The sequence below is a fragment of the Pantoea sp. MBD-2R genome, from assembly GCF_039134845.1.
GTDB lineage: Bacteria > Pseudomonadota > Gammaproteobacteria > Enterobacterales > Enterobacteriaceae > Erwinia.
On sequence record NZ_CP152417.1, the window covers coordinates 1,264,216 to 1,286,420 of the forward strand.

Below are 22,205 nucleotides of genomic sequence, written 5' to 3' on the forward strand. Positions count from 1 at the left end.
TGACGATTCGTTCCTGGATTTTACTTGGTTCCCTGTTGGCGTCTGCGGGGTGCGCGGCGACCACTTATCCATTACAGATTACCGATATGGATAATCAGCAGATCACCCTGCCCAAAGAGCCTCAACATGTGATCCTCCAGGATGGTCGCGATATTTTAGCGCTGGCGTTGTTAGATCGTGATAATCCCTTTAAACGCGTGGTGGCATGGAATAACCTGCCGAAAAAGCAGGATCCGCAAACCTGGGATCTGCTGAAAAAGACCTGGCCTGAAGCCACAAAAATTATCGACATGGGGTTTAACGATCGGGGGGAAGTGAACCTTGAAAGCGTCATTGCTCAGAAGCCGGACCTGATGGTTGCGCAGCTGCGGGCGAAACCCGCGCTGAAACAAACGGGCGTGCTGGATACTCTGCAAAGATTGCATATTCCAGTGGTTTTCCTTGATTACGAACTGCATCCGGCGCAAAACACCGCCCGCAGCATCACGTTACTGGGCAAGGTACTTAATCAGGAAGCGCATGCGAAAGAATATACCGACTTCTACCAGCAGCACTGGAACAACATGCAGCAGAAAATTGCGCAGGTTAAGCAGAAGCCAACGGTATTTATTGAGCCTATCGCGGGTAACAGCGACAACTGCTGCTTTACTCATGGGCACAACGGCTGGGGCGGACTGGTGGAAGCGGTCGGCGGCAAAAACATAGGTTCAAGCCTGCTGCCAGGCGCATCAGGATTTGTGGCGCTGGAAAAAATTATCGCCATGAAGCCGGATGTTTATATTATGTCCGGTTCGAAGCGGCCCAATAATAATGTTCTGCCGTTTGGTTTTAATGTTTCGCCGCAAGAGGTTGGCGTAACGTTTAATCAGCTCATCCGCCGTAATGGATTGCAGCAAATCACGCCGGTGCAAGAAGGGAAGGTGTATGGTGTTTACCATCATTTTTACAACCACCCTTATAATATTATCGGGATGGAAATTCTGGCCAAAGATCTTTATCCGACTCAGTTTGCCGGACTGAACCCGACGGGGGATTTCCACCAGATCATTACCCGTTTTACTCAATTACCCGACGCCCCGGTCACGCTGAGTTATTCTCCGCAGCAAAAATAGTCTGCGTTATTGCACCAGATTTTCAGAAAAAAGGCGGCACGTTGTCGCCTTTTCACCTTATGATCTCCGCAATTTTATTTTCAGGTTGGCTTGCGATGTCTGAGTCTTCACACCTGCTTGATGTGCAGGATATTTGTTTGAAACAGGGTGACGAAACACGGCTGGCGCCGATTTCATTCACGCTTAATGCCGGAGAACGGATCTTACTGACAGGCCCGTCAGGCAGCGGCAAAAGTACCTTATTAAAAATTATTGCTTCGCTGTTGGAACCCTCTGGCGGTGAGATATTTTTTAAAGGCACTTCCTTTACGCAACTCAAGCCGGAAAAGTATCGGCAGCAAGTTTCCTACTGCTTTCAGACGCCGGTACTGTTTGGAACAACGGTTTTTGACAATCTGGCGCTGCCGTGGACGATTCGGCAGAGAAAAGTCGATGTTGCCGCGCTCAACAACGGGTTAGAGCGGGTCAATTTACCGCAAGAGATCCTAAATAAGAAAACGGAGCAGCTTTCCGGTGGGGAAAAACAGCGTGTTGCGTTATTGCGTAACCTGCAATTTCTGCCGGACGTTTTACTGCTGGATGAAATCACCAGCGCCTTAGACAAAGAAAATAAGCAGCTCATTAATCAGTTGATTGCCGAACGGGTAAACGAGCAGGGAGTGGCGGTGATTTGCATCAGCCACGACATAGCCGACATCGCTCAGGCGCAGCGGGTCATCACTTTGTCGCCGCCAGACAGGAAAGACGCGCATGAATCAGCATAATATTACTAATGAGTCGCTGGGGCTGGCGTTAATGCTGGTATTGCTGGCGTTATTTTTTAGTCGTAAAGAGAAGCTGGGGCTGGAAAAGGAGATGGTCTGGAGCGTCTCACGCGCCATTATTCAGTTAGTGATTGTCGGCTACGTACTTAAATATATCTTCGAACTGAATAATGCCTGGCTTACCGTGCTTATGGTGCTGTTTATCTGTGTGAACGCGGCACTTAACGCCCGCAAACGCAGCCGCAATATCGATCATGCTTTTAAACTGTCCTTTATCGCAATCGCCTTAAGTACGACCTTGACGCTGGCGATCCTGATTCTCAGTGGTTCAATTGAATTTACGCCCATGCAGGTAATTCCGGTTTCCGGCATGATTGCTGGCAATGCAATGGTTGCAGTGGGGTTATGTTACAGCAATCTTAACCAGCGCTTTCGCGATAATCGACAGCAGATACAGGAGATGCTAAGTCTTGGCGCTTCAATAAAAGTGGCGTCGGGGAGCCTTATCCGCGACAGCATTCGTGCGGCGATGATCCCGACAGTGGATGCGGCAAAAACGGTGGGTATTGTGAGTTTACCGGGCATGATGTCAGGGCTGATTTTTGCCGGCATCGATCCGGTTAAAGCGATCAAATACCAGATCATGGTGACGTTTATGCTGCTGGGCACCGCCAGCGTGTCGACAATTATCGCAGGATATCTCGCCAGTCGCCGGTTCTATAATGCCAGAGCGCAGTTGAAAGCAATGGATTAAACGCAGAAGAGGGATAATAACTGGCAGGACGATAATTTGCCTGCCAGTATCGGGCTATCAGAAGTTAATATTGGCGCTGATGCCGCCAATAAACGCATCCTTCACTTCGCTGACCGCACCTGGAGAAGCAACGTATTGCAGGTTAGGTCGCAGGCTCATCCAGTTGGTCAGGCGCGCATTGTAATAGACTTCATAGTTATATTCCGAGCCGCTCTGAACAGGTAAATAGGTCGGATTATTGTAGTCGTTCACGCCATTTTCCTGGTTGGTCTGACGCAGCATTTTACCGTAGTCGTCGTTGACGTGAATGCGTGCGGCGCCCACCCCAATCTCATCCGTTGGCCGCGCATCAAACGGACCTTTCCACACCAGCGCCAGCGATTGATAGTTATCGGTTTTTGAGGTTTTGTGATCGTTCATTACGGCCTGTGCCACAATGCCTAAACCACGTTGATTATCGCCATCCATTGCGGTCAGCTGTTGTTGCAGCAGCAAATAGCCGCCATAAGAATGGTCCTGTTCGCCATACTGACCGTTACTGTATGAGCTGTAGTTATCCCCACGGACGGAGGAGTAGTACATACCGACGCGATAATTCCCCTGTAGCTTTTCGTCACCGAGCTGCGGCTGCCAGCCTAATTCAGCCGGTACCAGATTACCTTCGGTATGGCCGCCATCAAGACGGAAGCCGTTGCCGGTATTATAGTTGGATGCGGTCTGATTATAGAAGCCTACCTGGAAGAACACTTCCGGTGTGAAGTTGAATTTCACACGGCCGCCCCATTGTGAAACCGGCCAGTTATACCAGCGGTCGCCTCGCCAGTTACCCGCCTGACCGCCACCGAACGCGAGGTTCTGGAAATTGCTGTCTTTGTTATCGAAATCTTCGCCTACCGTGACCCGTCCCGCTTTGATCTCCACTTTATGATCGAAGAAGCCCTTATTCAGCCAGAACTGGGTCAGACGCCAGGTTTGCCCGCGTCCCCATACTTCCTGTACGGAAGATAAGCCTCCAGAGCGCGGATCGTTAATATACTGCGTTAAATCCTGACCGTTACGGCTGGTAATGGTGGCCTGGAATTGGGTATCGTCCCAGTTGAGTAATTTTTCCAAATCTAAGGTTGTACCGAATCCCCATTGGTCGGTATAGCGCGCCGACGTTGACTGGTTGTAGCCTCCGGAGAAGTTACTGGCGGATTCCATGGTGTAGTTGACCTGAAACTTGACGCCGTCATTCTCCAGCTGGCTGCGATAACCGTCCCAGTCGCCGAAAGCATAGGGAGAATCAACGCTGAGCGGTGCATTTTCTGCCAGCGCCTGGCCTGAAGCCAGCAGTAAGCCAAAACCACAGAACGCCACAGTTCTTGTTAACGTGGTTTGCGGGAAGATGCTTTTCATGATGTTAACCTTGTTGTAGTGATAACGCTGTCTGGTGACCCCGGACAGAATTGCGGCGGTCCTCCACTTTTGTCAGCATTATCTCCGGTGTATAACAAAGCAACAGGGGGAAACCGCTAACTTTAAGCGTGAATGACGGCCATAACAGCAGAATGAAACCACTAATCAGGAATTTAATTGTTATAAATAGTGCTGAAGTCGTTTTGTTTTTGCTAAATAAGTTAAAAACTTTAGGTTGATCACGCTTTAAGAGGGGAAAAAGGGGAGGGGACTACAGCTGGCGGAAGTGGGGCTGACAGGCAGACAGCAAAAAGGGCCGGAGACCGGCCCTGATTGGTAGCGGCATCAGCTGCCGCCTGGCGGTTTAGCGGCGACCGAAAATCTTCGCGGCAAGAAAACCGACGCCAGCGGCAATAGCCAGCGAAACAAACGGCGAGTCCTGAGTTTTGGTTTTAACACAGTCCAGTGCGTCGTCAACGGCATAAGAAGCTTTTGCTGCGCCCTGACGTACTTTACCTTTTAACTCATGCTCAGGAGAATTGGCAGTCTTACCAAACTGCTCCTGGCCTTTACCCAGCGCTTCGTCAGCTTTATCGTTGGCTTTGTCTAATAAACTCATACTGTCTCCTTCTTGATGGCATGATTTCCTCATGAACGAATCTAAAGCATAGACCATCAAATCAGAGTTGCCGCTGCGGTTATGTGACTATTTATGAACAATGTAAAGAAAAGGGGCCGATAAATATCGGCCCCTTCAGCAATTAACTGGCAATCAGAGTATCAGTGTGACTTCATGCCAGCAGCGGTCATCATAAAGCGAAACAGTGTCGCGACGACGCCCAGCGCCATCACGCTCGCTGCGTAAATGACGACCATCCACAGGATGCGTTTCCACGCCGGGAGTTTAGGCGCTTGCTGTGTTTCAACCATACTTTCCTCCGTTTTACCTTTCTTCCCGCAGGGGCATTAACTGCCGCTCTGCGGGGTAACGCTGTCAGGTAAACAATGTGCCAATTATTGAAAACGAATTAATGGTAATGCTCGTTCGGATTGATCTTCCCGCGGAACACGTAGTAGCTCCAGAAGGTGTAAGCCAGGATGACCGGGATGATCAACAGTCCACCCACCAGCATAAAGCCCTGGCTCTGCGGCGGTGACGCGGCATCCCAGATGGTGATGTGTGGTGGAATGATGTTCGGCCATACGCTGATACCCAAACCGGTAAAGCCCAGGAACACCAGCGCCAGCGTCAGCAGGAACGGCGAGTAATGAGCATGACGCTTCAGTGCACGCAGCAGTCCCATTGAGGTCAGCAGCACCAGCACCGGCACTGGCAGGAACCAGAACAGGTTAGGCAGCGTGAACCAACGGTGCATGATGTCGGCGTGTTCCAGCGGCGTCCAGATGCTGACGATGGCGATAATGGCCAGTAGCGTCAGCAGCAGGGGCTTGGTCAGCGCGGTCATTTTGCGATGCAGTTCGTTCTCGGTTTTCATGATAAGCCAGGTGCTGCCCAGCAGCGCGTACGCGACGACCAGACCCAGACCACAGAACAACGCGAACGGCGTCAGCCAAACCAGTTCCGGACCGCTGTAAGCGCGGTTGGTTACTTCAAAACCGTTGATGAACGTACCCAGAACCACACCCTGACTGAAGGTGGCCAGGAAAGAACCGGCAATAAAGGATTTATCCCAGAATGGACGGTGTTCTTCCGTTGCCTTAAAGCGGAACTCAAAGGCCACACCACGGAAGATCAGGCCAATCAGCATCAGCGTCAGCGGAATCGACAGCGCATCAAGGATAACGGCATAAGCCAACGGGAAGGCGCCATACAGCGCCGCACCGCCCAGCACCAGCCAGGTTTCGTTGCCATCCCATACCGGCGCAACGGTGTTAACCATCATATCGCGCTCTGCGGCGTCCTTATTGAAAGGAAACAGAATGCCGATACCGAGGTCGAAACCATCCATCACGATATACATCAACGTTGAAAAGACGATGATGGTGAACCAGATAATTGAAGTATCAATGCCCACGTTATTTATCCTCTTCCTGCGTGTTTAACTTTTCTTTCACGGCAGACAGCGGACGCGCCTGAGTATGTTGAGTACCCGGTCCGCCTTCATGTTCTTCATGGCCTTCGCCCTGCTGTGGACCTTTCTTGATCAGATTGAACAGATAGGTATAGCCCACACCAAACACAGACGAGTAAACGACGATAAAGGCAATCAGGCTGATGCTCATATGCAGGTCGCCATGTGCCGACACCGCATCTTTGGTACGCAGCAGGCCATAAACTACCCACGGCTGACGACCGATTTCAGTCGTGAACCAGCCAGCCAGCAGTGCAATCAGACCAGATGGACCCATCAGCAACGCAAACCACAGGAACGGACGCGAGGTGTACAGGCGGCCACGGAAGCGCAACCACAGGCTTACCACACCCAGCAGAATCATCAGCATGCCCAGACCTGCCATGATGCGGAATGACCAGAACACCACCAGCGAGTTAGGACGGTCTTCTTTCGGGAAGGTCTTCAGCGCGGGTACTTGCTTATCCAGGCTGTGCGTCAGGATCAGGCTGCCCAGGTAAGGAATCTCCAGCGCATATTTGGTCTTTTCCTGCTCCATATCCGGAATACCGAACAGGATCAGCGGAGTAGGTTCGTTCGGTGGGTTTTCCCAGTGACCTTCAATCGCGGCAATCTTAGCCGGCTGATGCTCAAGCGTATTCAGACCGTGGGCATCACCCAGTACGGCCTGAATCGGCGAGACAATCAGCGCCATCCACAGGGCCATTGAAAGCATCTTACGGATGGCAGGCGTGTCGTTTTTGCGCAGCAAATGCCAGGCCGCAGAAGAGCCAACAAAGAAGGCACTGGCCAGGAAGGCCGCGGTAGACATGTGCAGAAGCCTGAACGGGAACGACGGGTTAAAGACAATTTTAAACCAGTCAACCGGGATCACCAGACCGTTCTGAATCGCAAAGCCCTGCGGCGTTTGCATCCAGCTGTTAGACGCGAGGATCCAGAATGTCGAGATGATGGTTCCCAGCGCAACCATGCAGGTGGCGAAGAAGTGCAGACCAGGACCTACGCGGTTCCAGCCAAACAGCATCACGCCCAGGAAGCCAGCTTCAAGGAAGAACGCGGTAAGCACTTCATAGGTCAGCAGGGGACCAGTGATGCTACCGGCAAACTGCGAGAATCCACTCCAGTTGGTACCAAACTGGTACGCCATCACCAGGCCGGACACCACGCCCATACCGAAGTTAACGGCGAAGATTTTCGACCAGAAATGGTAGAGGTCACGGTAGTCCTCGTTTCTGGTTTTCAGCCACAGACCTTCCAGCACCGCCAAAAAGCTGGCGAGCCCGATGGTGATAGCCGGGAAGAGAATATGGAAGGAAACGGTAAACCCGAACTGTATCCTCGCCAGGTGGAACGCATCTAATCCGAACATTGCTTACCTCGATCTAACATAAACTGCCTTTTCTTTTTTATTTACCAACAATTAACAAACGAGCCACATAATTACGCAGGCGCAATGTGGACTCTGTTATGCGGTTTTCAGAAGTTTGATCCTAAGACCAAATCAGGAGAAGGAGCAGCAACAATAATCGTGTTCTTGCATATAACAGCATAGATCTTTGCGATGAATTGTTTCATCGCCTCGTTAAATTATTTATGCAAACTGTTAAATATGGATTGCCGAATGATGCATATTTGTAAAAATAAAGTTTTTTTATGCCCTGGAAACGTTTTCATGCTGCTTTAAAAGGTAAAAATAAACAGAAGCAAAAAAAGCCTATTCGGTCGTTTTATTTATATATCTGGCGCCAGCCATAACTTTTTGGCGCAAATTGGCAGGGGGATATCATACTCAACAACATTTCAAACGCTGGAATAACGTCCCTTTATTCGCTAATGTTATTATAATGTTACCATGTGGAGAATGTGGGTTTAAATATTACGCTTAAGAATGTTATGCGAGATGAATAGTTACGCTGTGTAACCATTTCCTGTGCAAAGCAATGTAAATGTTACACAAGAAAAACGCATCTTGATTCATGCTGAATCATTTTGTTACATTCTGCTTTGCCCTAAAGTCAAATTTCTTGTCGAAAGTCAAAACCTGGCGATTTTTTGTGTGAGTGAACCCCTTCACAGAATGACAATGCCGACGTCGAAAGCCGTCTTATACCGGCGTGGACTGTTACTTCATCTTTCTAATCCTGAAGCCGTGCTGGTCTGGTTGGCCATTCTGTCACTGGGCGCGCATCCCCATGCCCCCGACTATGTAATGCCGCTGATGGTGGCTGGTTGTGCACTTTTAGGCGTGCTGGTATTTGGTAGCTATGCGTTAGTTTTTTCAACCGTGACGATGAATCGGGTCTATATAAAAGCCCGCCGGGGTATTGAAGGCCTGTTTGCCCTGTTTTTCGGTGCCGCAGGTATCAAGCTGTTGCTCTCCCGCCAGTAAAGTTACTCTGCTGCCACCTGTTATCAGGTGAGCAGCACCCTAACGCTATCCCTGATTCGCCTGCTTCTGGCGCCTCTCCTCACGACGCTTTGCCTCTGCTGACAATATGTCAAAAGTTTGATCTTCTTCTCAAAATGTAAATTACCCGGCCGCAGGGCGTATTAGTTTCGCCATGTTACCGTTAACATGCCAGCGCTGGAGTGAAGCATTTTTGACCTGTTTCTCTGTCACTACTACCTGCCATGATAAAGGCGGGAACATAATCAAGGGCTGCCTTGAGGCGCGCCGTCTGCTGGAGAAGAAATTCATGCCGTTAATCATCGTTGCTATTGGCGTAGTGCTGCTACTACTGCTGATGATCCGTTTTAAGCTAAATGGGTTTATTGCCCTGATACTGGTTGCACTGGCGGTCGGGGTAATGCAGGGCATGCCGGTCAATAAGGTTATTGGGTCGATCAAAGCTGGCGTAGGCGGAACCTTGGGTAGCCTGGCGCTGATCATGGGCTTCGGTGCCATGTTAGGCAAACTGCTGGCCGACTGCGGCGGCGCACAGCGCATTGCCACTACCCTTATCGCCAGGTTTGGTGAAAAACATATCCAGTGGGCGGTAGTGCTTACCGGATTCACCGTGGGTTTCGCATTATTTTATGAAGTGGGCTTCGTGCTGATGCTGCCGCTGGTGCTGACTATTGCTGCTGCGGCCCGCGTGCCGCTGCTGTTTGTTGGCGTCCCGATGGCGGCTGCACTTTCTGTGACGCACGGTTTTTTACCGCCGCATCCTGGCCCGACGGCTATCGCGACGCTGTTCCATGCTGATATGGGCAAAACTCTGCTGTTCGGTACGCTGTTAGGTATTCCTACGGTAATCCTCGCCGGCCCGGTCTTCGCACGCTTTTTAAAGAAAATCGATAAACCGATCCCACAAGGTTTGTACAACCCAAAAACCTTTACCGAAGCGGAAATGCCTTCGTTTGCGGTCAGCGTCTGGACTGCGCTGGTTCCGGTGGTGCTTATGGCGTTCAGAGCCGTAGCGGAAATGGTGTTGCCAAAAGGCCATGCGCTGCTGCCTTATGCCGAGTTTTTTGGCGATCCGATCATGGCAACGCTGATTGCGGTATTAATCGCACTTTTCACCTTTGGACTCAATCGGGGCCGCACCATGGATCAGGTAATGGATACGCTTACCGATTCCATTAAGATTATTGCAATGATGCTGCTGATTATCGGCGGCGGCGGGGCCTTCAAGCAGGTGCTGGTCGATAGCGGCGTGGACAAATACATCGCAAGTTTGATGGAAGGCAGTGCCGTTTCGCCGATCCTGATGGCCTGGTCGATCGCTGCCGCGCTGCGCATTGCGCTGGGGTCAGCAACGGTTGCGGCAATTACCGCTGGCGGGATTGTCGCGCCCATTATTGCCACTACCGGCGTCAGTCCAGAACTGATGGTGATTGCAGTGGGTTCGGGCAGCGTGATTTTCTCACATGTTAACGATCCGGGTTTTTGGCTGTTTAAAGAATATTTTAATTTGACGATTGGGGAAACGATGCGTTCCTGGTCAGTACTGGAAACCATTATTGCCGTCTGTGGTCTGGCAGGTTGCCTGCTGATGCAGGCAGTGATTTAAGCGCGTCCGTCGACTAATCGGAAACGAGGGGTTTCCGGTTAGTCCGCGTAATTCATTTCGCCGTTTTATTTCCTTAATTTCACAGGAAAAATTTATTTCCTCACCAGTATAAATAAGAGAAAGTTGCCAATAACCAAAGCGGGTAAGTATACTATCTCCTTGAATTGCTTATATTTTAAGACTTAAGTCAAATTTCTGAGAGTGACTCTTCTTTTTCCTCAGGGGCTGTTTTGCTTTATTACTGGCGCAGGCCAGCAAGCCTTAACGTCTAAAACGCTGTTTTTCGGTTTCTCACTTTTACTGGTTGGCGGGCATTAGCCTTGGGGATTATTTAGTTTGGAAAATCAACACTCAGATATCAACGCGACGGTACCCGAACTGTCGCTGAAGGGCATTCCTTCTACCATTCTTCGGCTGGGTAAGCATCTGGCCGACATGAAATATCAAATCGATATTTTAGGAAAAAATGGCTGGGCTGAACTGACGGCAAATCTGCACGGACTCGAACCGAGTGGTGAATGGGATGGCCCGGACGATGCGTTGACTTTTTTCAGCAAAATTTTCCCCTTTGCGATGCTGCCGGCGGAGACTGAACCGTTAGGCGTTTTCAATGTTCCGACCGAGCGGGTGATTAGCCGTAGCGGTCAATGGTGGCCCGATCACCTGAACGGCAACAGCGAGGCAAAATTGCGGGAACACCTTAATGGCCCCTTTGCGGCAGAAGGCACTTCCTGGTACTTTTTACCTGCGCTTGGTGTGCTTCTGGCAGCACAAGGTCAGAGCCGCGTTAACTACTGCCGCCAACATCATATTCCTTATATAACGGCCCGGATCAGTCATCTTGATTATCCTCCTGCCGATCGTTTTCGTCTTTATCACGTCACCAGAGGCGCAACGCGGCAAAGCTGGATCGTGATGAACGATCGCTATCTCCAGCAGATTCACCTGCCACGAATCACGTTGCCCGCGCTGACGACGTATGGCGTACATAGCGGTAGCTGGCCCCTGACGTTTCCGCCTGTGGAGCGTATTTTCGACGAGTTGCATAACCCGCAACCCGCTGAAAACTTCATTGCGCCCTGTGTCGATCTGGCGGCGGTGAAAGCACGCATGAAAGCAGAAAAGGAAATGGAAAAAAGAGCGAAAAAACCGGTCAAAATGGCGCTGAGCGATATGGATATTACCAATATCTGGCCTGTAAACATGACGCTTTCGTTTTTCTTCCTGGTGGCGCTGGTAGCCGCAGGATTAACGGCGGGAGAGGGTTGGATGGGCGGTCTGAGTATGCTGTTGTGCGGAATGGCTGGCAGCCTGTTACTGTTCATTGCGACGCCGGTTTTCCTGGTGAGTAAACGGCATCATCGTGCTTATCAACCTGAATCTGTCGCGCCAGAAGCATTGGAAGAGCCTGAAACAGTAACGGAATCACCTCCGACTACGCCAGCGGCGTAACCGCAGGGCCATTAACAAGGCCCTGCGTCAGTGGTTTTAATGGGGTTGCTGAAAACCGGCTTTCACCATTTCGTCCCGGAACGCGTTAGTAATGGTGTGATTACCGCCCGTCACCGGGTAAACCACGTTGTTGATCACGTCATCAAGGTAGTGCTCATTAAATTCCTGGCAGGTCACTTCAGCACCGCCCTCATCATTAATCGCAATCGTACCTCTGATGTGATTGCCGCTATCTTTTGCTTTCAGGCTGTATCGGCCCAAACTGCTATTAATTGTGCTCATAAGATCTCCTTGTTAACCATCGGGGAAAGTCATAGCAAGTGAGTTTATAACCAACGACGCAGTCATTTTAACGAGTGGCTTTTAGCGTGCCTAAACATTCTCTGTAAAGAAAACGCAGTTTGCGATCGCAATCGCAAAAAAATTGCGAAAAAAAACCCGACCGGATTGTTTTTTTAACTTATTGATTTTGCTGACTATACAAAAAAAGGGGCGATAGCGTAAATCGACAGGCGTTGGGCCACTGTTCTGGCATTTTTTGCGGGTCTGAAAGCAGAGTGGCAGAACTTCTTCTATACTCAAGTCACTACATCGTAGTGCTTTTTTTCAATATGGCTGAGGAAATGGAATGAAAATTATTCTCTGGATTATCGCGATTATCTTTATTGTCGGCCTGCTGACGCTTACTGGTGTCTTTAAAGTCCTGTTCTGATAAAGCTCGGGGTGGCAGTGCGTGTACCTGTATTGTCACCTTTTGCCTGTCGGGCCAAAAAGCTCGGTCAGCCGCTGCGGTAGTTTAGTTTTTTCTGCCGTGATGCGGCACTCTTCCTCTTCTCCATGCACCGTTCCCATGGCTTTCGTTCTGAAAAGACAATCCTTCAACGTAACAGGTTTCTGACAATTAGCGCAGACCGCACCATGATGTTTACCAAAATGGCCATCACTGGTGGTAAATATAAATCCCGCATGACCACATTTCCAGCAACGTATTCTCATGCCGGTTCCTCTTTCTGTATGCTTCTGAATGAGATTAATCTTACCAAAAAAAAATCTTAGATCGATAAATATTATTTATCAGTTGCGTATATTGATATTAACCGTTAACAACATGATTACTAACATCAAATTGTAACTGCTTTGCCTGGCTCATTAGAACTGACGATGAAAAGCACTCGTTTCAATCACTTTATTTTTCTTTTTGCTTAAATAAGCATTAATTGCGCAAAAGAGATGATTTAGATCAATATTTGATTAATGTATCCGATAAACGAGAAATTAAAGTTTAAACAGGCTTAATAAAAAATTTGTTTTTTTGACTTTTTTGCAAGTTATTTTTTGACTTGAATCAGGTTTATTGATCCAGCGCTATAAAAACCCTCCGGCGATTTTTTGTTCACGGTCATTCAGGAACCGTTTAAGCCTGATGTTTACAATAATGGCGTAACAGCAGCACCCCCGTTTTTTTACTTTTCCCGGCGGTGGCGTGCATTTTGTCAACACTCTTGGTTATCGGTAGATAAAAGTGAAATCAGACAAATCTTCTCTCATTATGCTGGGCATTGCTGGTTGCATTGCCTTAAGTAGTCCGGGGCATGCGCAAACGCTGGGTAGTGCTATCTCAAGCGGCTGGCAGGGCTTCAGCAACAGGGTCAGCACGACATGGAACGATCCGCAGGGTTACGATCTTTATGTACCTGCAATCACCTGGCATAACCGCTGGACCTACGACCGGGACAAAACCAACAGCTATAATGAGCGCCCGTGGGGCGCGGGTGGCGGTATTTCCCGTTATGATGACCAGGGCAACTGGAACGGTTTGTATCTGATGGCTTTCAAAGATTCCTATAATAAATGGGAACCTTTTGGTGGCTATGGCTGGGAAAAGATCTGGCGTCCGCTGGAGGATCAAAACTTTCGGCTGGGAATCGGTTATACAGCCGGGGTGACGGCGCGTGATAACTGGAAGTATATCCCCGTTCCGGCTCTCCTGCCGCTTGCTTCAGTGGGTTACCGCAAGGCCACCTTCCAGATGACTTATATTCCAGGTAGTTACAACAATGGCAACGTCTATTTTGCCTGGTTCAGATGGCAGTTTTAACGGCGGAAGTTATCTGAAATTATATTGTTATTGCAAAAAAGGCGATATTTATCACTTTTTCGCGATTGGCCACTGGACAAAAGCCTCGGCAATTGCTGTACTAACTGCCGACACAGTTTAGTGTCCATTTTTCATGTAAAGGTAATATAGATGTCTAAGATTAAAGGTAGCGTTAAGTGGTTTAATGAGTCCAAAGGATTCGGTTTCATTACTCCTGAAGATGGTAGCAAAGACGTGTTCGTACACTTCTCTGCCATCCAGAGCAACGGTTTCAAAACTCTGGCTGAAGGTCAGCGTGTAGAGTTCGAAATCACCAACGGTGCCAAAGGCCCATCTGCTGCTAACGTTGCCGCTATTTAAGTTATCAGACAGAATTTTAAAAACCCGCCTGATGGCGGGTTTTTTTTACCTCAATTTCTCCTCCCGCGCTCCCCGCCGCTTTTTGTGAACGCTATTTTCTTCTTTCACGCTTTGCGTAAAGATTGTGGCAAAAAATTATTCAAGAAACATTAATGTTTCTCCGCAACAGCTGTCGTGACTCACTTTTCCGCTGGCCGCGTATCTCCTTGAACGTTTTACGTAACATGAGGCGTTTGCTTATTGCGTCAGGCTGGCTATAAATTTTGTACGTCGTGAAGCCCAACGCTGAGATCGCAGGCTTAAATCCACAGGAGGAATAATGAAGATTCGTCTGGCGAAGGCCGGGGACAGTTTTGCCCTGAGTGCCCTGTTAACCGAACTGGGCTATGAGAATACCGAAACCTTTATTGAAAGGCGTCTGGCCCAGCTGATCAACGATCGCACTGAAAGGCTGCTTGTGGCTGAATATAACGGTATCGTTTTAGGCTTTCTCTCGCTGCATTTCATTCCACAACTGGCTTTGGCAGGAGATTTTGCGCGTGTCAGCTACTTCTGTATCGCTGAGGGAGAACGAAGCGCAGGCATGGGCCACCAGCTGCTACAGCATGCGGAACAGCTGGCTAAAGAAAGAGGCTGCGACCGGATGGAAGTCCATTGCCACCAGCGCAGACTCAAGGCCAATGCCTTTTATGAGCGGGAAGGATACAGCGAGTCCCCCCGTTATCTGATTAAAGATCTGAGCGAATAGCGCTCGAGTCCAGTCCGCTTGCCAGCACCAGCGCATCTGCAATGCTGTCGAGTTCGTTGCTGGCTAACCTGGCGGTACTGACGCGTATAAACTGATTACTGCCGCTGCGGCACCTTTCACCAGGCAGCACGGCGATCCCTCTTGCGGCAAGTGTGATCATGGCAAACTGCTCAGACTGCACCGGAATATAAAGGCTCAAACCATCGCGATCGGGAAGGTCAAGCCCGCGCTTAGCCAGCGCATCCAGCAGGCTGCGACGACGTTGCCGATAAATTGCTTTGGCCCGTTGGATTTGCTGCTGCGTGCCGCTATCGTTAATCATCCATGCCACTGCCTGTTGCAAAATGCGGCTGGTCCAGCTGGCGCCAAAATTACGCCAGGAGTGAATGCGTTTGATCAATGCCTGCGGGCCCGAAAGCACGGCCAGACGTAAATCCGGGCCATAGGCTTTTGAGTAGGAGCGCACATGCAGTGTTCGATCAGGGTAATGGCGCCCCAGACTTTGTGCTGGCCTCGCTGCCAGCTCACCAATGCCGTCGTCTTCGATGATTAGCGTATTGCTGCCCGCCAGGATCTGCGCCAGCTCCTCACGACGAGTTTGACTAACAGCATGACCGGTTGCGGAATGGGTGCCGGGCTGGTAGATCAGCGCCGTCGCGCCTTTATTCAGCAACATTTTTAGTGCGCCAGGTAACGGTCCCTGTTCGTCACAGGCCAGCGGCATCACTTCTGCGCCAATGTTGTCGAGCATATCCAGCAGCCTCGTTGCCGTTGGATCTTCAATAATGACTTTGTCTCCCGGCATAAATAACGTTTGTACGATACAGTTCATCGCATCGAATCCGCCATCCGTCGCCAGCCAGGCCTCCGCCGGAAAAGGCCAGCCGGGTTGGATTGCCGCCAGTAATCCAGGGGCGATAGCCTCACGCTGATAGCTGTTCAACTGAGGGCACTGAATGCCTTGCAGCATCGCTTCTCGCAGGTCCGGTAGCAGGGCAGGATCGGGCGAAGCCATAGCAAGGTCGGCGCGAATATTACTGCCATAATTACCAATCTTCTCAAAACGTACCGGTCTTGCCGTGAGGTTATCACCACATACCCAGACGCCGCTGCGGCCTTTTCCGGCAATCGCTTTCTGACGCTTGAGTTGCCCCCACGCGGCTGAAACCGTAGCCGGACTTACCGTTAAAATCTCTGCAAGCGTGCGTACCGGCGGCAGAGAAGTTCCTGGCGGGATTTCCCCAGATCGAATCAGTTCAGCAACCGCGGCGGCAATGCCTTTAATGGAAACGTCATTAATGCGTGCTGCCAGCCAGTCAGGGTCCAGCGTCGGGGTCATAAGAAATCCATTTGTTCAGTAACAAAGAAATTATTGTACAGATAATATCCTGGTCGTAGTATCGAAATTGTACAAAATGATTTTTTACCGGCGTTGCCTTGCAAACGCATTGACTGACACGAGAGAAAAAATGGTTACGATCAGACTGGCCGTTCGGGACTGGGACTATTTCACGCCGTTGGCGCTGGGTGACATCAAGCCTGAAGGCTTTGCGCTGGAAGTTCATCGCGTAGGAACGCTGGTCGGTGACTTAGCTACCAGCCCGGACTATGACGCAGCGGAGGTCTCCTTCAGCCGCTATGCTCAACTCAGGGCAAAAGGGGACACATCATTACTGGCGCTGCCGCATTTTTTAATGCGGGGGTTTCGTCAGCGCTGCATCATTACTACTGAAGACAGCCCGATCGTCTCGCTGGAACAGCTAAAAGGTAAAAATATTGGCGTTACAGGCTGGCAGGATTCCGGTAATACCTGGACTCGTGCGCTGCTGCGTGAAGCGGGAGTTGATATCAACGCCGCTTACTGGTTCGCAGGACGTTTAACCGCCGAACATCCGATCGTTGACCGTCTGAATGGTTTTGGTCGTCCCGGACGTATCGAAGCCGCACCGGGCGAGCACCCCCTGATCGATCTGCTGAAAGCGGGAGAGCTGGACGCTATCTTTACGCCCTTTATGCCCCAGGGATTTTTCCTGCCAGACTCCGGCCTGCGTCAGCTACAAACCGATTTCCGCCAGGCAGAACTGGCCTATTTTCAGCGTGTTGGTTATATCCCCGGTCATCACGTATTGGCATGCAAACCTGAGCTGGCGCTGGCGCATCCTGACGTCCCCCAGGCGCTGAGCGAACTTATCGATCGTTCTGCCCGACTCTGGTACGAGAAGCGGGAAAAATACGCGGATACCACCCCCTGGCTGCTCGACGACCTGCGCCGTACCGCGCAGGATTTACCGGCGAACTGGCAGGCTAATGGCCTTGAGGCCAATCGCAAGATGATTGGCGATTTCGCCACCGAGCTTTTCGAGCAGGGAATTGTTTCTCAACGCCTTACGCCGGAGGATCTCTTCCCGGCTGTACTGAAAGGAGCATAACGATGAAAGTTGCCTTAGGACAGTTTGCGGTCAGCCGTGAATGGCAGGATAACGCAGCAACCTGCATCAGTTTAATGACGCAGGCACAGGCGGGTGGGGCAGAGCTGCTGGTATTGCCGGAAGGCGTACTGGCACGCGATATCGCCGATCCGGACCTGGTTCTGAAAGCTGCCCAGCCGCTGAACGGTCCATTCCTCAGTGACATTTACGCGGCCAGTCGCGGCAATAATCTGACCACTATTATGACCGTGCACGTACCGACGGATGAAGGTAAAGCCCTGAACGTGCTCATCGCCGTGCGCAATGGTGAGATCGTCGCCCGTTACGACAAACTGCATCTTTATGATGCCTTCGCCATGCAGGAGTCCCGCAACGTCACCGCAGGCAATGAGGTTCCGCCGCTGCTTGAGGTCGCAGGAATGAAAGTTGGCCTGATGACGTGCTATGACGTGCGCTTTCCCGAACAGGCGCGCCGGTTAGTACTGGACGGTGCCGATGTGCTGGTATTGCCCGCCGCCTGGGTAAAAGGGCCGCTAAAAGAGATGCATTGGGAAGTGCTGGTGACCGCTCGTGCACTTGAAAACACCTGCTATCTGGTCGCCGTTGGAGAATGTGGCCCGCGCAATATCGGCAACAGCCTGGTTGTTGATCCGCTGGGTGTGGCGATAGCAAAAGCGGCCGAAGCGCCAGCGCTGGTTTTCGCCGATGTCGATCCCGCCCGTATTGCGCACGCGCGTCAGGTTTTACCGGTACTGGAAAATCGCCGTTTTGCTCGCCCTGAACTCAACTAAAACCGCGGGAAAACTATTGATGAAGATGAAAGCAACGGCTATTGCTTTGGCGATGGGCTTAATAGCAAGCAGCGCGCAGGCCACAGGGAGCATTCCGGTGCAGAATGTTGATCCTGCACTGCACGACCGTTTACCGGCCGATATCAAACAGGCTGGCAAGATGATTTCCGTGAACAACGGATCTTTTCCGCCGTACGAGATCGTCGAAGGGCCCACGTCGATGAGTGGGGCTTCTGCGGATCTTACCGAAGCGCTGGCCCAGCTGCTGGGCATCAAAATTGAACACGCAACCGTCAGCGGTCTGTCGGGCGTACTGGCGGGGATCAAATCGGGCCGCTATCAGTTGGCCATCGGTCCGATTGGCGACTATCCCGACAGGCAGCAAAAAAATGATTTTATCGACTACGTGCAGGAGTTTGTGGTGTTTGCCGTACAAAAAGGGAATCCGGCGCACATTAACGGGCTGGAAGATACCTGCGGGAAACGAATTGCCGTTATGGCCGCAGGCTCTGCCGAGCAGGTGATCCGCAAACAGTCCCAGGTGTGTACGGATGCAGGCAAACCTGCCGTCACGGTGCAGTCTTTTACCGATCAGCCTTCCTCTATTTTAGCCGTCCGCTCAAAACGCTCTGATGCCTTTTTCTCTTCTCAAGCCCCGCTGGTGTATTTTGTTCAGCAGGCGCATGGCCAGCTGGAACTCACCGGGCAAGGCAAGAAAAATGGCTTTGGTGATATTTTTCAGGGAACCGTAGTGCCAAAAGACTCAGCGCTGGGCAAGGTGGTGCTGGACGGCTACAACGTGCTGTTTGCCAACGGAACCTATGCGGCAATCATGAAAAAATGGCAGCTGGACGGCAACACTATCCCGCAGCCTGGATTCAATCTGGCTAAGGGGACAGGAAAATGACGACGGGTACCACGAATTCACGGGCCAGGGAAAGGGCAGACGTGCAACAGCGCGACGTGGCTTTTGCCCGTAGCGTACCGCGTTACGGTCGCCTGGCCAGCTGGATTATGGTGCTGCTGATTGCCGCCAACGCGAGCTGGCTGGTGGCAACCAATCCCAATTTCGAATGGCAGGTCGTGCTGAAATGGTTTACCGAAGCCTCGGTGCTGAAGGGGTTGCAGGTCACGCTTGGCCTGACGCTCGTTTCAATGGTGCTCGGCACGCTGTCAGGATTGCTGTTGGCCGTTGCCCGCCTGTCGGAAAACCGTCTGCTCAGAGGATTATCGGGTCTTTACATCTGGTTTTTCCGCGGCACGCCGCTGCTGGTTCAGCTAATCTTCTGGTACAACATGTCTACGCTGTTTCCCACTATTACGCTGGGTATTCCTTTAGGCGGCCCGATTCTGGCCAGCTGGAACACCAACGATTTGATCACACCCTTAACCGCGGCTATCGCCGGGCTGGCGCTCAACGAGGCGGCGTATATGGCCGAAATTATCCGTGCAGGTTTGCAGTCGGTGGATAGCGGTCAGGTAGAAACCACTCAGGCGTTTGGCATGAGCCGTGCTCGCGCACTGCGCCGTATCATTATCCCTCAGGCGATGCGCTCGATTATTCCGCCAACCGGTAATCAGTTGATCAGTATGATTAAAGCGACCTCTCTGGTCAGCGTTATTGCAATGGGCGATCTGCTCTATTCGGTGCAGTCGATCTATAACCGCACTTTTGAAGTGATCCCAATGCTAATGGTTGCCGTGATCTGGTATCTGCTGATTACCTCGGTGTTGAATATCGGGCAATCGGCTATTGAACGCTACTACTCACGTGGGATACGTCGTTCATCATCAGCAACGAAACGCCGTTTGCCCTCGGCGGAGACTAAAGCCAGTCCGCTGGTTAACCGTCCTTTACTGCATAAGGAAGATGTATGAACCCGATGCCGCTGATACGTGCCAGAAATGTGCAGAAAAGCTACGGTGATAATGAGGTGCTGAAGGGGATCGACCTTGATGTAATGCCGGGCGAAGTGGTAGTGATCCTTGGCCCTTCCGGCTCGGGAAAATCGACTTTTTTACGCTGCATCAATCATCTGGAAGATATGAATGCCGGGTCGATTATGATCGGTGAACATCAGGTGGGTTACGAGCTTAAAAAGGGGATGTTGCATCGTCTTTCTGCGCGCAAAATCGCTAAACAGCGGCAGGAAATCGGCATGGTCTTTCAGCAGTTCAACCTCTATCCGCATATGACCGTGTTGCAGAATATCATTGAAGCGCCAACAGGCGTCCACAAGCAACCGCGGGAAGAGGCGATTCGTTACGCCAGAGAATTACTGGCGACGGTCGGGCTGAGTGATAAGGCTGATGCCTGGCCACGTCATCTCTCTGGGGGGCAACAGCAGCGCGTAGCGATTGCGAGAGCGCTGGCAATACGTCCTAAGCTGATGCTGTTTGATGAACCCACTTCGGCACTGGATCCCGAGCTGGTCGGTGAAGTGTTGGCAACGATGCGTACGCTGGCGGATCGGGGATTAACGATGGTGGTTGTGACTCACGAAATAGGGTTCGCCCGTGAGGCTGCCGATCGGGTGGTATTTATGGACGGGGGCGTAGTGGTAGAGCAGGGGCCGCCGGATCGGGTGCTGGTTGCCCCAAAACATCCGCGATTTCAGGCTTTCCTGAGCCGTTTTATCTGATATGATCGGTGTGCCGTTGTGCAGATATTACTCTGTTACAGATTGCGGTTGTATTGACCAGCGATCTGCGCGTTAATACACTTTATGGTTATTGGCCTTTAGGGTCAGGTTAAAATAAAGAAGGTGTGTATGGAAGGTATCAGTATTGCCAAGCTGCTGATTATTGGTGCTCTGATCGTATTGCTGTTCGGAACCAACAAGTTACGATCTCTTGGTGGCGATCTGGGGTCAGCAATTAAGGGCTTTAAAAAGGCCATGAGCGACGACGACACTTCCGCGAAAAAAGCGCCGGTCGCTGAAGAAAAACCTGCTGAGCAAGTTGCACACAAAGAGTAATTCTCAGCTGGCACCATAAAAAAACGGATGACCTGTCATCCGTTTTTAGTTTCTGTTACCAAAATGTAAAATTTTATAACTTCTGAAACGATCTGTCGGATTAAAACGGTCCGCTATGAACCGTTTTGCCGCGCATTATTTCACTTCCAATCCTTTCGCCTGCATATCTGCATGATAAGAAGAACGTACAAACGGGCCGCAGGCTGCGTGCGTAAAGCCCATTTCCATTGCCGCTTCTTTCATCTCATCAAATTCTGCCGGACTGACGTAACGCTGTACGGGGAGATGATGGCGGCTTGGCTGCAAATATTGCCCCAGTGTCAGCATGGTGACGCCGTGGCGGCGCAGATCGCGCATCACTTCGACGATTTCCGCATTGGTTTCGCCCAGCCCAACCATCAAGCCTGATTTCGTGGGGATATCCGGATGCGCTTCTTTAAAACGTTCCAGTAATTTCAGCGACCACTCATAGTTAGCGCCCGGCCGAACCTGACGGTAAACACGCGGCACGTTTTCCAGATTGTGGTTAAAGACGTCTGGCGGCGTGGCGGTAAGAATATCCAGCGCACGATCCATACGGCCACGGAAGTCAGGCACTAACGTTTCAATCTTGATATTGGGGCTTTTTGCCCGAATAGCCGTAATGCAGTCTGCAAAGTGCTGTGCGCCGCCGTCACGTAAATCATCGCGATCGACAGAAGTAATAACCACATAACGCAGGCCCATATCGGCGATCGTCTGACCCAATTTTTCGGGTTCGTTAGCATCAGGCTGGATCGGACGGCCATGCGCCACATCGCAGAACGGGCAACGACGGGTACAAATTGCCCCGAGGATCATAAAGGTTGCGGTGCCGTGATTAAAACATTCAGCAAGGTTAGGGCAGGAAGCCTCTTCACAGACGGAATGCAGACCGTTTTTACGCATAGCGGCTTTGATGCCCTGAATGCGGCTGGAATCGGCAGGGAGTTTGATTTTCATCCACTCCGGCTTACGTAAGATCTCTGGGCGTTCTGTGACCACGGTTTTTACCGGGATCAGCGCCATTTTATCGGCATCGCGGTATTTGACGCCGCGTTCCATCTGAATGGGTTTACTCATAATCTTGCAAGTTCCAGGTTGGCATGCGCTAATCATCCGCAAAAACGAGCTGTAGTATTAAACTTTTTTTGATAAAGCGCGAAAATTATATCATCTCAGGTGCCAGGTTTCAGC

At 50.9% G+C, this 22,205-nt stretch carries 24 protein-coding genes; 15 read left to right on the forward strand and 9 right to left on the reverse strand.

The window, feature by feature from the left end:
- The first annotated feature begins 5 nt into the window (after positions 1-5).
- The 3 genes from AAGQ96_RS05800 (at position 6) to fetB (ending at position 2,630) form a co-directional block, all read left to right on the forward strand.
- Positions 6-1,112, forward strand: coding sequence for an ABC transporter substrate-binding protein (locus AAGQ96_RS05800; RefSeq protein WP_342755529.1), 1,107 nt, complete (start codon positions 6-8; stop codon positions 1,110-1,112).
- Between the two features lie 95 nt (positions 1,113-1,207).
- On the forward strand, positions 1,208-1,876 hold the full coding sequence (gene fetA, locus AAGQ96_RS05805; RefSeq protein ID WP_342755053.1) for an iron ABC transporter ATP-binding protein FetA: 669 nt from the start codon (positions 1,208-1,210) through the stop codon (positions 1,874-1,876).
- Positions 1,863-2,630: an iron export ABC transporter permease subunit FetB gene (gene fetB, locus AAGQ96_RS05810; protein WP_342755054.1), complete on the forward strand. Its 768-nt coding sequence runs from the start codon at positions 1,863-1,865 to the stop codon at positions 2,628-2,630. The genes fetA and fetB overlap by 14 nt, the downstream gene beginning before the upstream one ends.
- Before the next feature lie 57 nt (positions 2,631-2,687).
- Here fetB and AAGQ96_RS05815 read toward each other — a convergent pair whose 3' ends face one another.
- The 5 genes from AAGQ96_RS05815 to AAGQ96_RS05835 all read right to left on the reverse strand — a co-directional run bounded on the left by AAGQ96_RS05815 (position 2,688) and on the right by AAGQ96_RS05835 (position 7,490).
- Complete coding sequence (locus AAGQ96_RS05815; RefSeq protein ID WP_342755055.1) at positions 2,688-4,028, reverse strand: carbohydrate porin; 1,341 nt, start codon at positions 4,026-4,028, stop codon at positions 2,688-2,690.
- A 364-nt stretch (positions 4,029-4,392) separates the two neighbouring features.
- Positions 4,393-4,647: a CsbD family protein gene (locus AAGQ96_RS05820; protein WP_147196169.1), complete on the reverse strand. Its 255-nt coding sequence runs from the start codon at positions 4,645-4,647 to the stop codon at positions 4,393-4,395.
- A gap of 161 nt (positions 4,648-4,808) precedes the next feature.
- Positions 4,809-4,958 (reverse strand): DUF2474 domain-containing protein, encoded by a 150-nt coding sequence (locus AAGQ96_RS05825; protein WP_147196171.1) that lies wholly within the window; start codon positions 4,956-4,958, stop codon positions 4,809-4,811.
- Between the two features lie 98 nt (positions 4,959-5,056).
- On the reverse strand, positions 5,057-6,064 hold the full coding sequence (gene cydB / locus AAGQ96_RS05830) for a cytochrome d ubiquinol oxidase subunit II (protein ID WP_147196173.1): 1,008 nt from the start codon (positions 6,062-6,064) through the stop codon (positions 5,057-5,059).
- Position 6,065: 1 nt separating this feature from the next.
- Positions 6,066-7,490: a cytochrome ubiquinol oxidase subunit I gene (locus tag AAGQ96_RS05835; RefSeq protein ID WP_342755056.1), complete on the reverse strand. Its 1,425-nt coding sequence runs from the start codon at positions 7,488-7,490 to the stop codon at positions 6,066-6,068.
- A 714-nt stretch (positions 7,491-8,204) separates the two neighbouring features.
- Between AAGQ96_RS05835 and AAGQ96_RS05840 the strand changes: the two genes are divergently transcribed.
- From AAGQ96_RS05840 to AAGQ96_RS05850, 3 genes are all read left to right on the forward strand, one after another.
- Positions 8,205-8,510 carry a LysE family transporter gene (locus AAGQ96_RS05840; RefSeq protein ID WP_342755057.1) on the forward strand — a complete coding sequence of 102 codons (306 nt, stop codon included), beginning with the start codon at positions 8,205-8,207 and terminating at the stop codon, positions 8,508-8,510.
- A 307-nt stretch (positions 8,511-8,817) separates the two neighbouring features.
- The gene (gntT, locus tag AAGQ96_RS05845) at positions 8,818-10,134 is read left to right on the forward strand and encodes a gluconate transporter (RefSeq protein WP_147196179.1); all 1,317 of its coding nucleotides are present in this window, start codon (positions 8,818-8,820) and stop codon (positions 10,132-10,134) included.
- Positions 10,135-10,470: 336 nt separating this feature from the next.
- A complete protein-coding gene (locus AAGQ96_RS05850; protein ID WP_342755058.1) occupies positions 10,471-11,586 on the forward strand; it encodes a hypothetical protein in 1,116 nt (371 codons plus the stop codon).
- Between the two features lie 36 nt (positions 11,587-11,622).
- Here the strand turns inward: AAGQ96_RS05850 and AAGQ96_RS05855 are convergent, their stop codons facing one another.
- Positions 11,623-11,868 (reverse strand): hypothetical protein, encoded by a 246-nt coding sequence (locus AAGQ96_RS05855; protein WP_147196183.1) that lies wholly within the window; start codon positions 11,866-11,868, stop codon positions 11,623-11,625.
- A gap of 465 nt (positions 11,869-12,333) precedes the next feature.
- Complete coding sequence (locus AAGQ96_RS05860; RefSeq protein ID WP_147196185.1) at positions 12,334-12,582, reverse strand: hypothetical protein; 249 nt, start codon at positions 12,580-12,582, stop codon at positions 12,334-12,336.
- Positions 12,583-13,135: 553 nt separating this feature from the next.
- Here AAGQ96_RS05860 and pagP point away from each other — a divergent pair.
- From pagP to AAGQ96_RS05875, 3 genes are all read left to right on the forward strand, one after another.
- Positions 13,136-13,684 carry a lipid IV(A) palmitoyltransferase PagP gene (gene pagP / locus AAGQ96_RS05865; protein ID WP_147200550.1) on the forward strand — a complete coding sequence of 183 codons (549 nt, stop codon included), beginning with the start codon at positions 13,136-13,138 and terminating at the stop codon, positions 13,682-13,684.
- A 150-nt stretch (positions 13,685-13,834) separates the two neighbouring features.
- On the forward strand, positions 13,835-14,044 hold the full coding sequence (gene cspE, locus AAGQ96_RS05870) for a transcription antiterminator/RNA stability regulator CspE (protein ID WP_004156612.1): 210 nt from the start codon (positions 13,835-13,837) through the stop codon (positions 14,042-14,044).
- 319 nt (positions 14,045-14,363) lie between these two features.
- On the forward strand, positions 14,364-14,792 hold the full coding sequence (locus tag AAGQ96_RS05875) for a GNAT family N-acetyltransferase (protein WP_147196187.1): 429 nt from the start codon (positions 14,364-14,366) through the stop codon (positions 14,790-14,792).
- Here AAGQ96_RS05875 and AAGQ96_RS05880 read toward each other — a convergent pair.
- Complete coding sequence (locus AAGQ96_RS05880) at positions 14,773-16,131, reverse strand: aminotransferase class I/II-fold pyridoxal phosphate-dependent enzyme (RefSeq protein ID WP_342755059.1); 1,359 nt, start codon at positions 16,129-16,131, stop codon at positions 14,773-14,775. The two genes, AAGQ96_RS05875 and AAGQ96_RS05880, sit on opposite strands and share 20 nt — an antisense overlap.
- A 130-nt stretch (positions 16,132-16,261) precedes the next feature.
- Between AAGQ96_RS05880 and AAGQ96_RS05885 the strand changes: the two genes are divergently transcribed.
- The 6 genes from AAGQ96_RS05885 to tatE all read left to right on the forward strand — a co-directional run bounded on the left by AAGQ96_RS05885 (position 16,262) and on the right by tatE (position 20,990).
- Entirely contained in the window at positions 16,262-17,221 is a 960-nt protein-coding gene (locus AAGQ96_RS05885) for a nitrate ABC transporter substrate-binding protein (RefSeq protein ID WP_342755060.1), read from the forward strand.
- A gap of 2 nt (positions 17,222-17,223) precedes the next feature.
- Positions 17,224-18,012, forward strand: a complete 789-nt coding sequence (locus tag AAGQ96_RS05890) for a deaminated glutathione amidase (protein ID WP_147196194.1) — start codon at positions 17,224-17,226, stop codon at positions 18,010-18,012.
- A gap of 19 nt (positions 18,013-18,031) precedes the next feature.
- On the forward strand, positions 18,032-18,919 hold the full coding sequence (locus AAGQ96_RS05895) for an ABC transporter substrate-binding protein (protein ID WP_342755061.1): 888 nt from the start codon (positions 18,032-18,034) through the stop codon (positions 18,917-18,919).
- Entirely contained in the window at positions 18,916-19,890 is a 975-nt protein-coding gene (locus AAGQ96_RS05900; RefSeq protein ID WP_342755062.1) for an amino acid ABC transporter permease, read from the forward strand. The genes AAGQ96_RS05895 and AAGQ96_RS05900 overlap by 4 nt, the downstream gene beginning before the upstream one ends.
- Positions 19,887-20,654: an amino acid ABC transporter ATP-binding protein gene (locus AAGQ96_RS05905; RefSeq protein WP_147196200.1), complete on the forward strand. Its 768-nt coding sequence runs from the start codon at positions 19,887-19,889 to the stop codon at positions 20,652-20,654. Before AAGQ96_RS05900 ends, AAGQ96_RS05905 begins: the two co-directional genes overlap by 4 nt.
- Positions 20,655-20,783: 129 nt before the next feature.
- Positions 20,784-20,990 (forward strand): twin-arginine translocase subunit TatE, encoded by a 207-nt coding sequence (gene tatE / locus AAGQ96_RS05910; protein WP_147196202.1) that lies wholly within the window; start codon positions 20,784-20,786, stop codon positions 20,988-20,990.
- A 135-nt stretch (positions 20,991-21,125) separates the two neighbouring features.
- Here tatE and lipA read toward each other — a convergent pair whose 3' ends face one another.
- A complete protein-coding gene (lipA, locus tag AAGQ96_RS05915) occupies positions 21,126-22,091 on the reverse strand; it encodes a lipoyl synthase (RefSeq protein ID WP_147196204.1) in 966 nt (321 codons plus the stop codon).
- Positions 22,092-22,205: the final 114 nt, after the last annotated feature.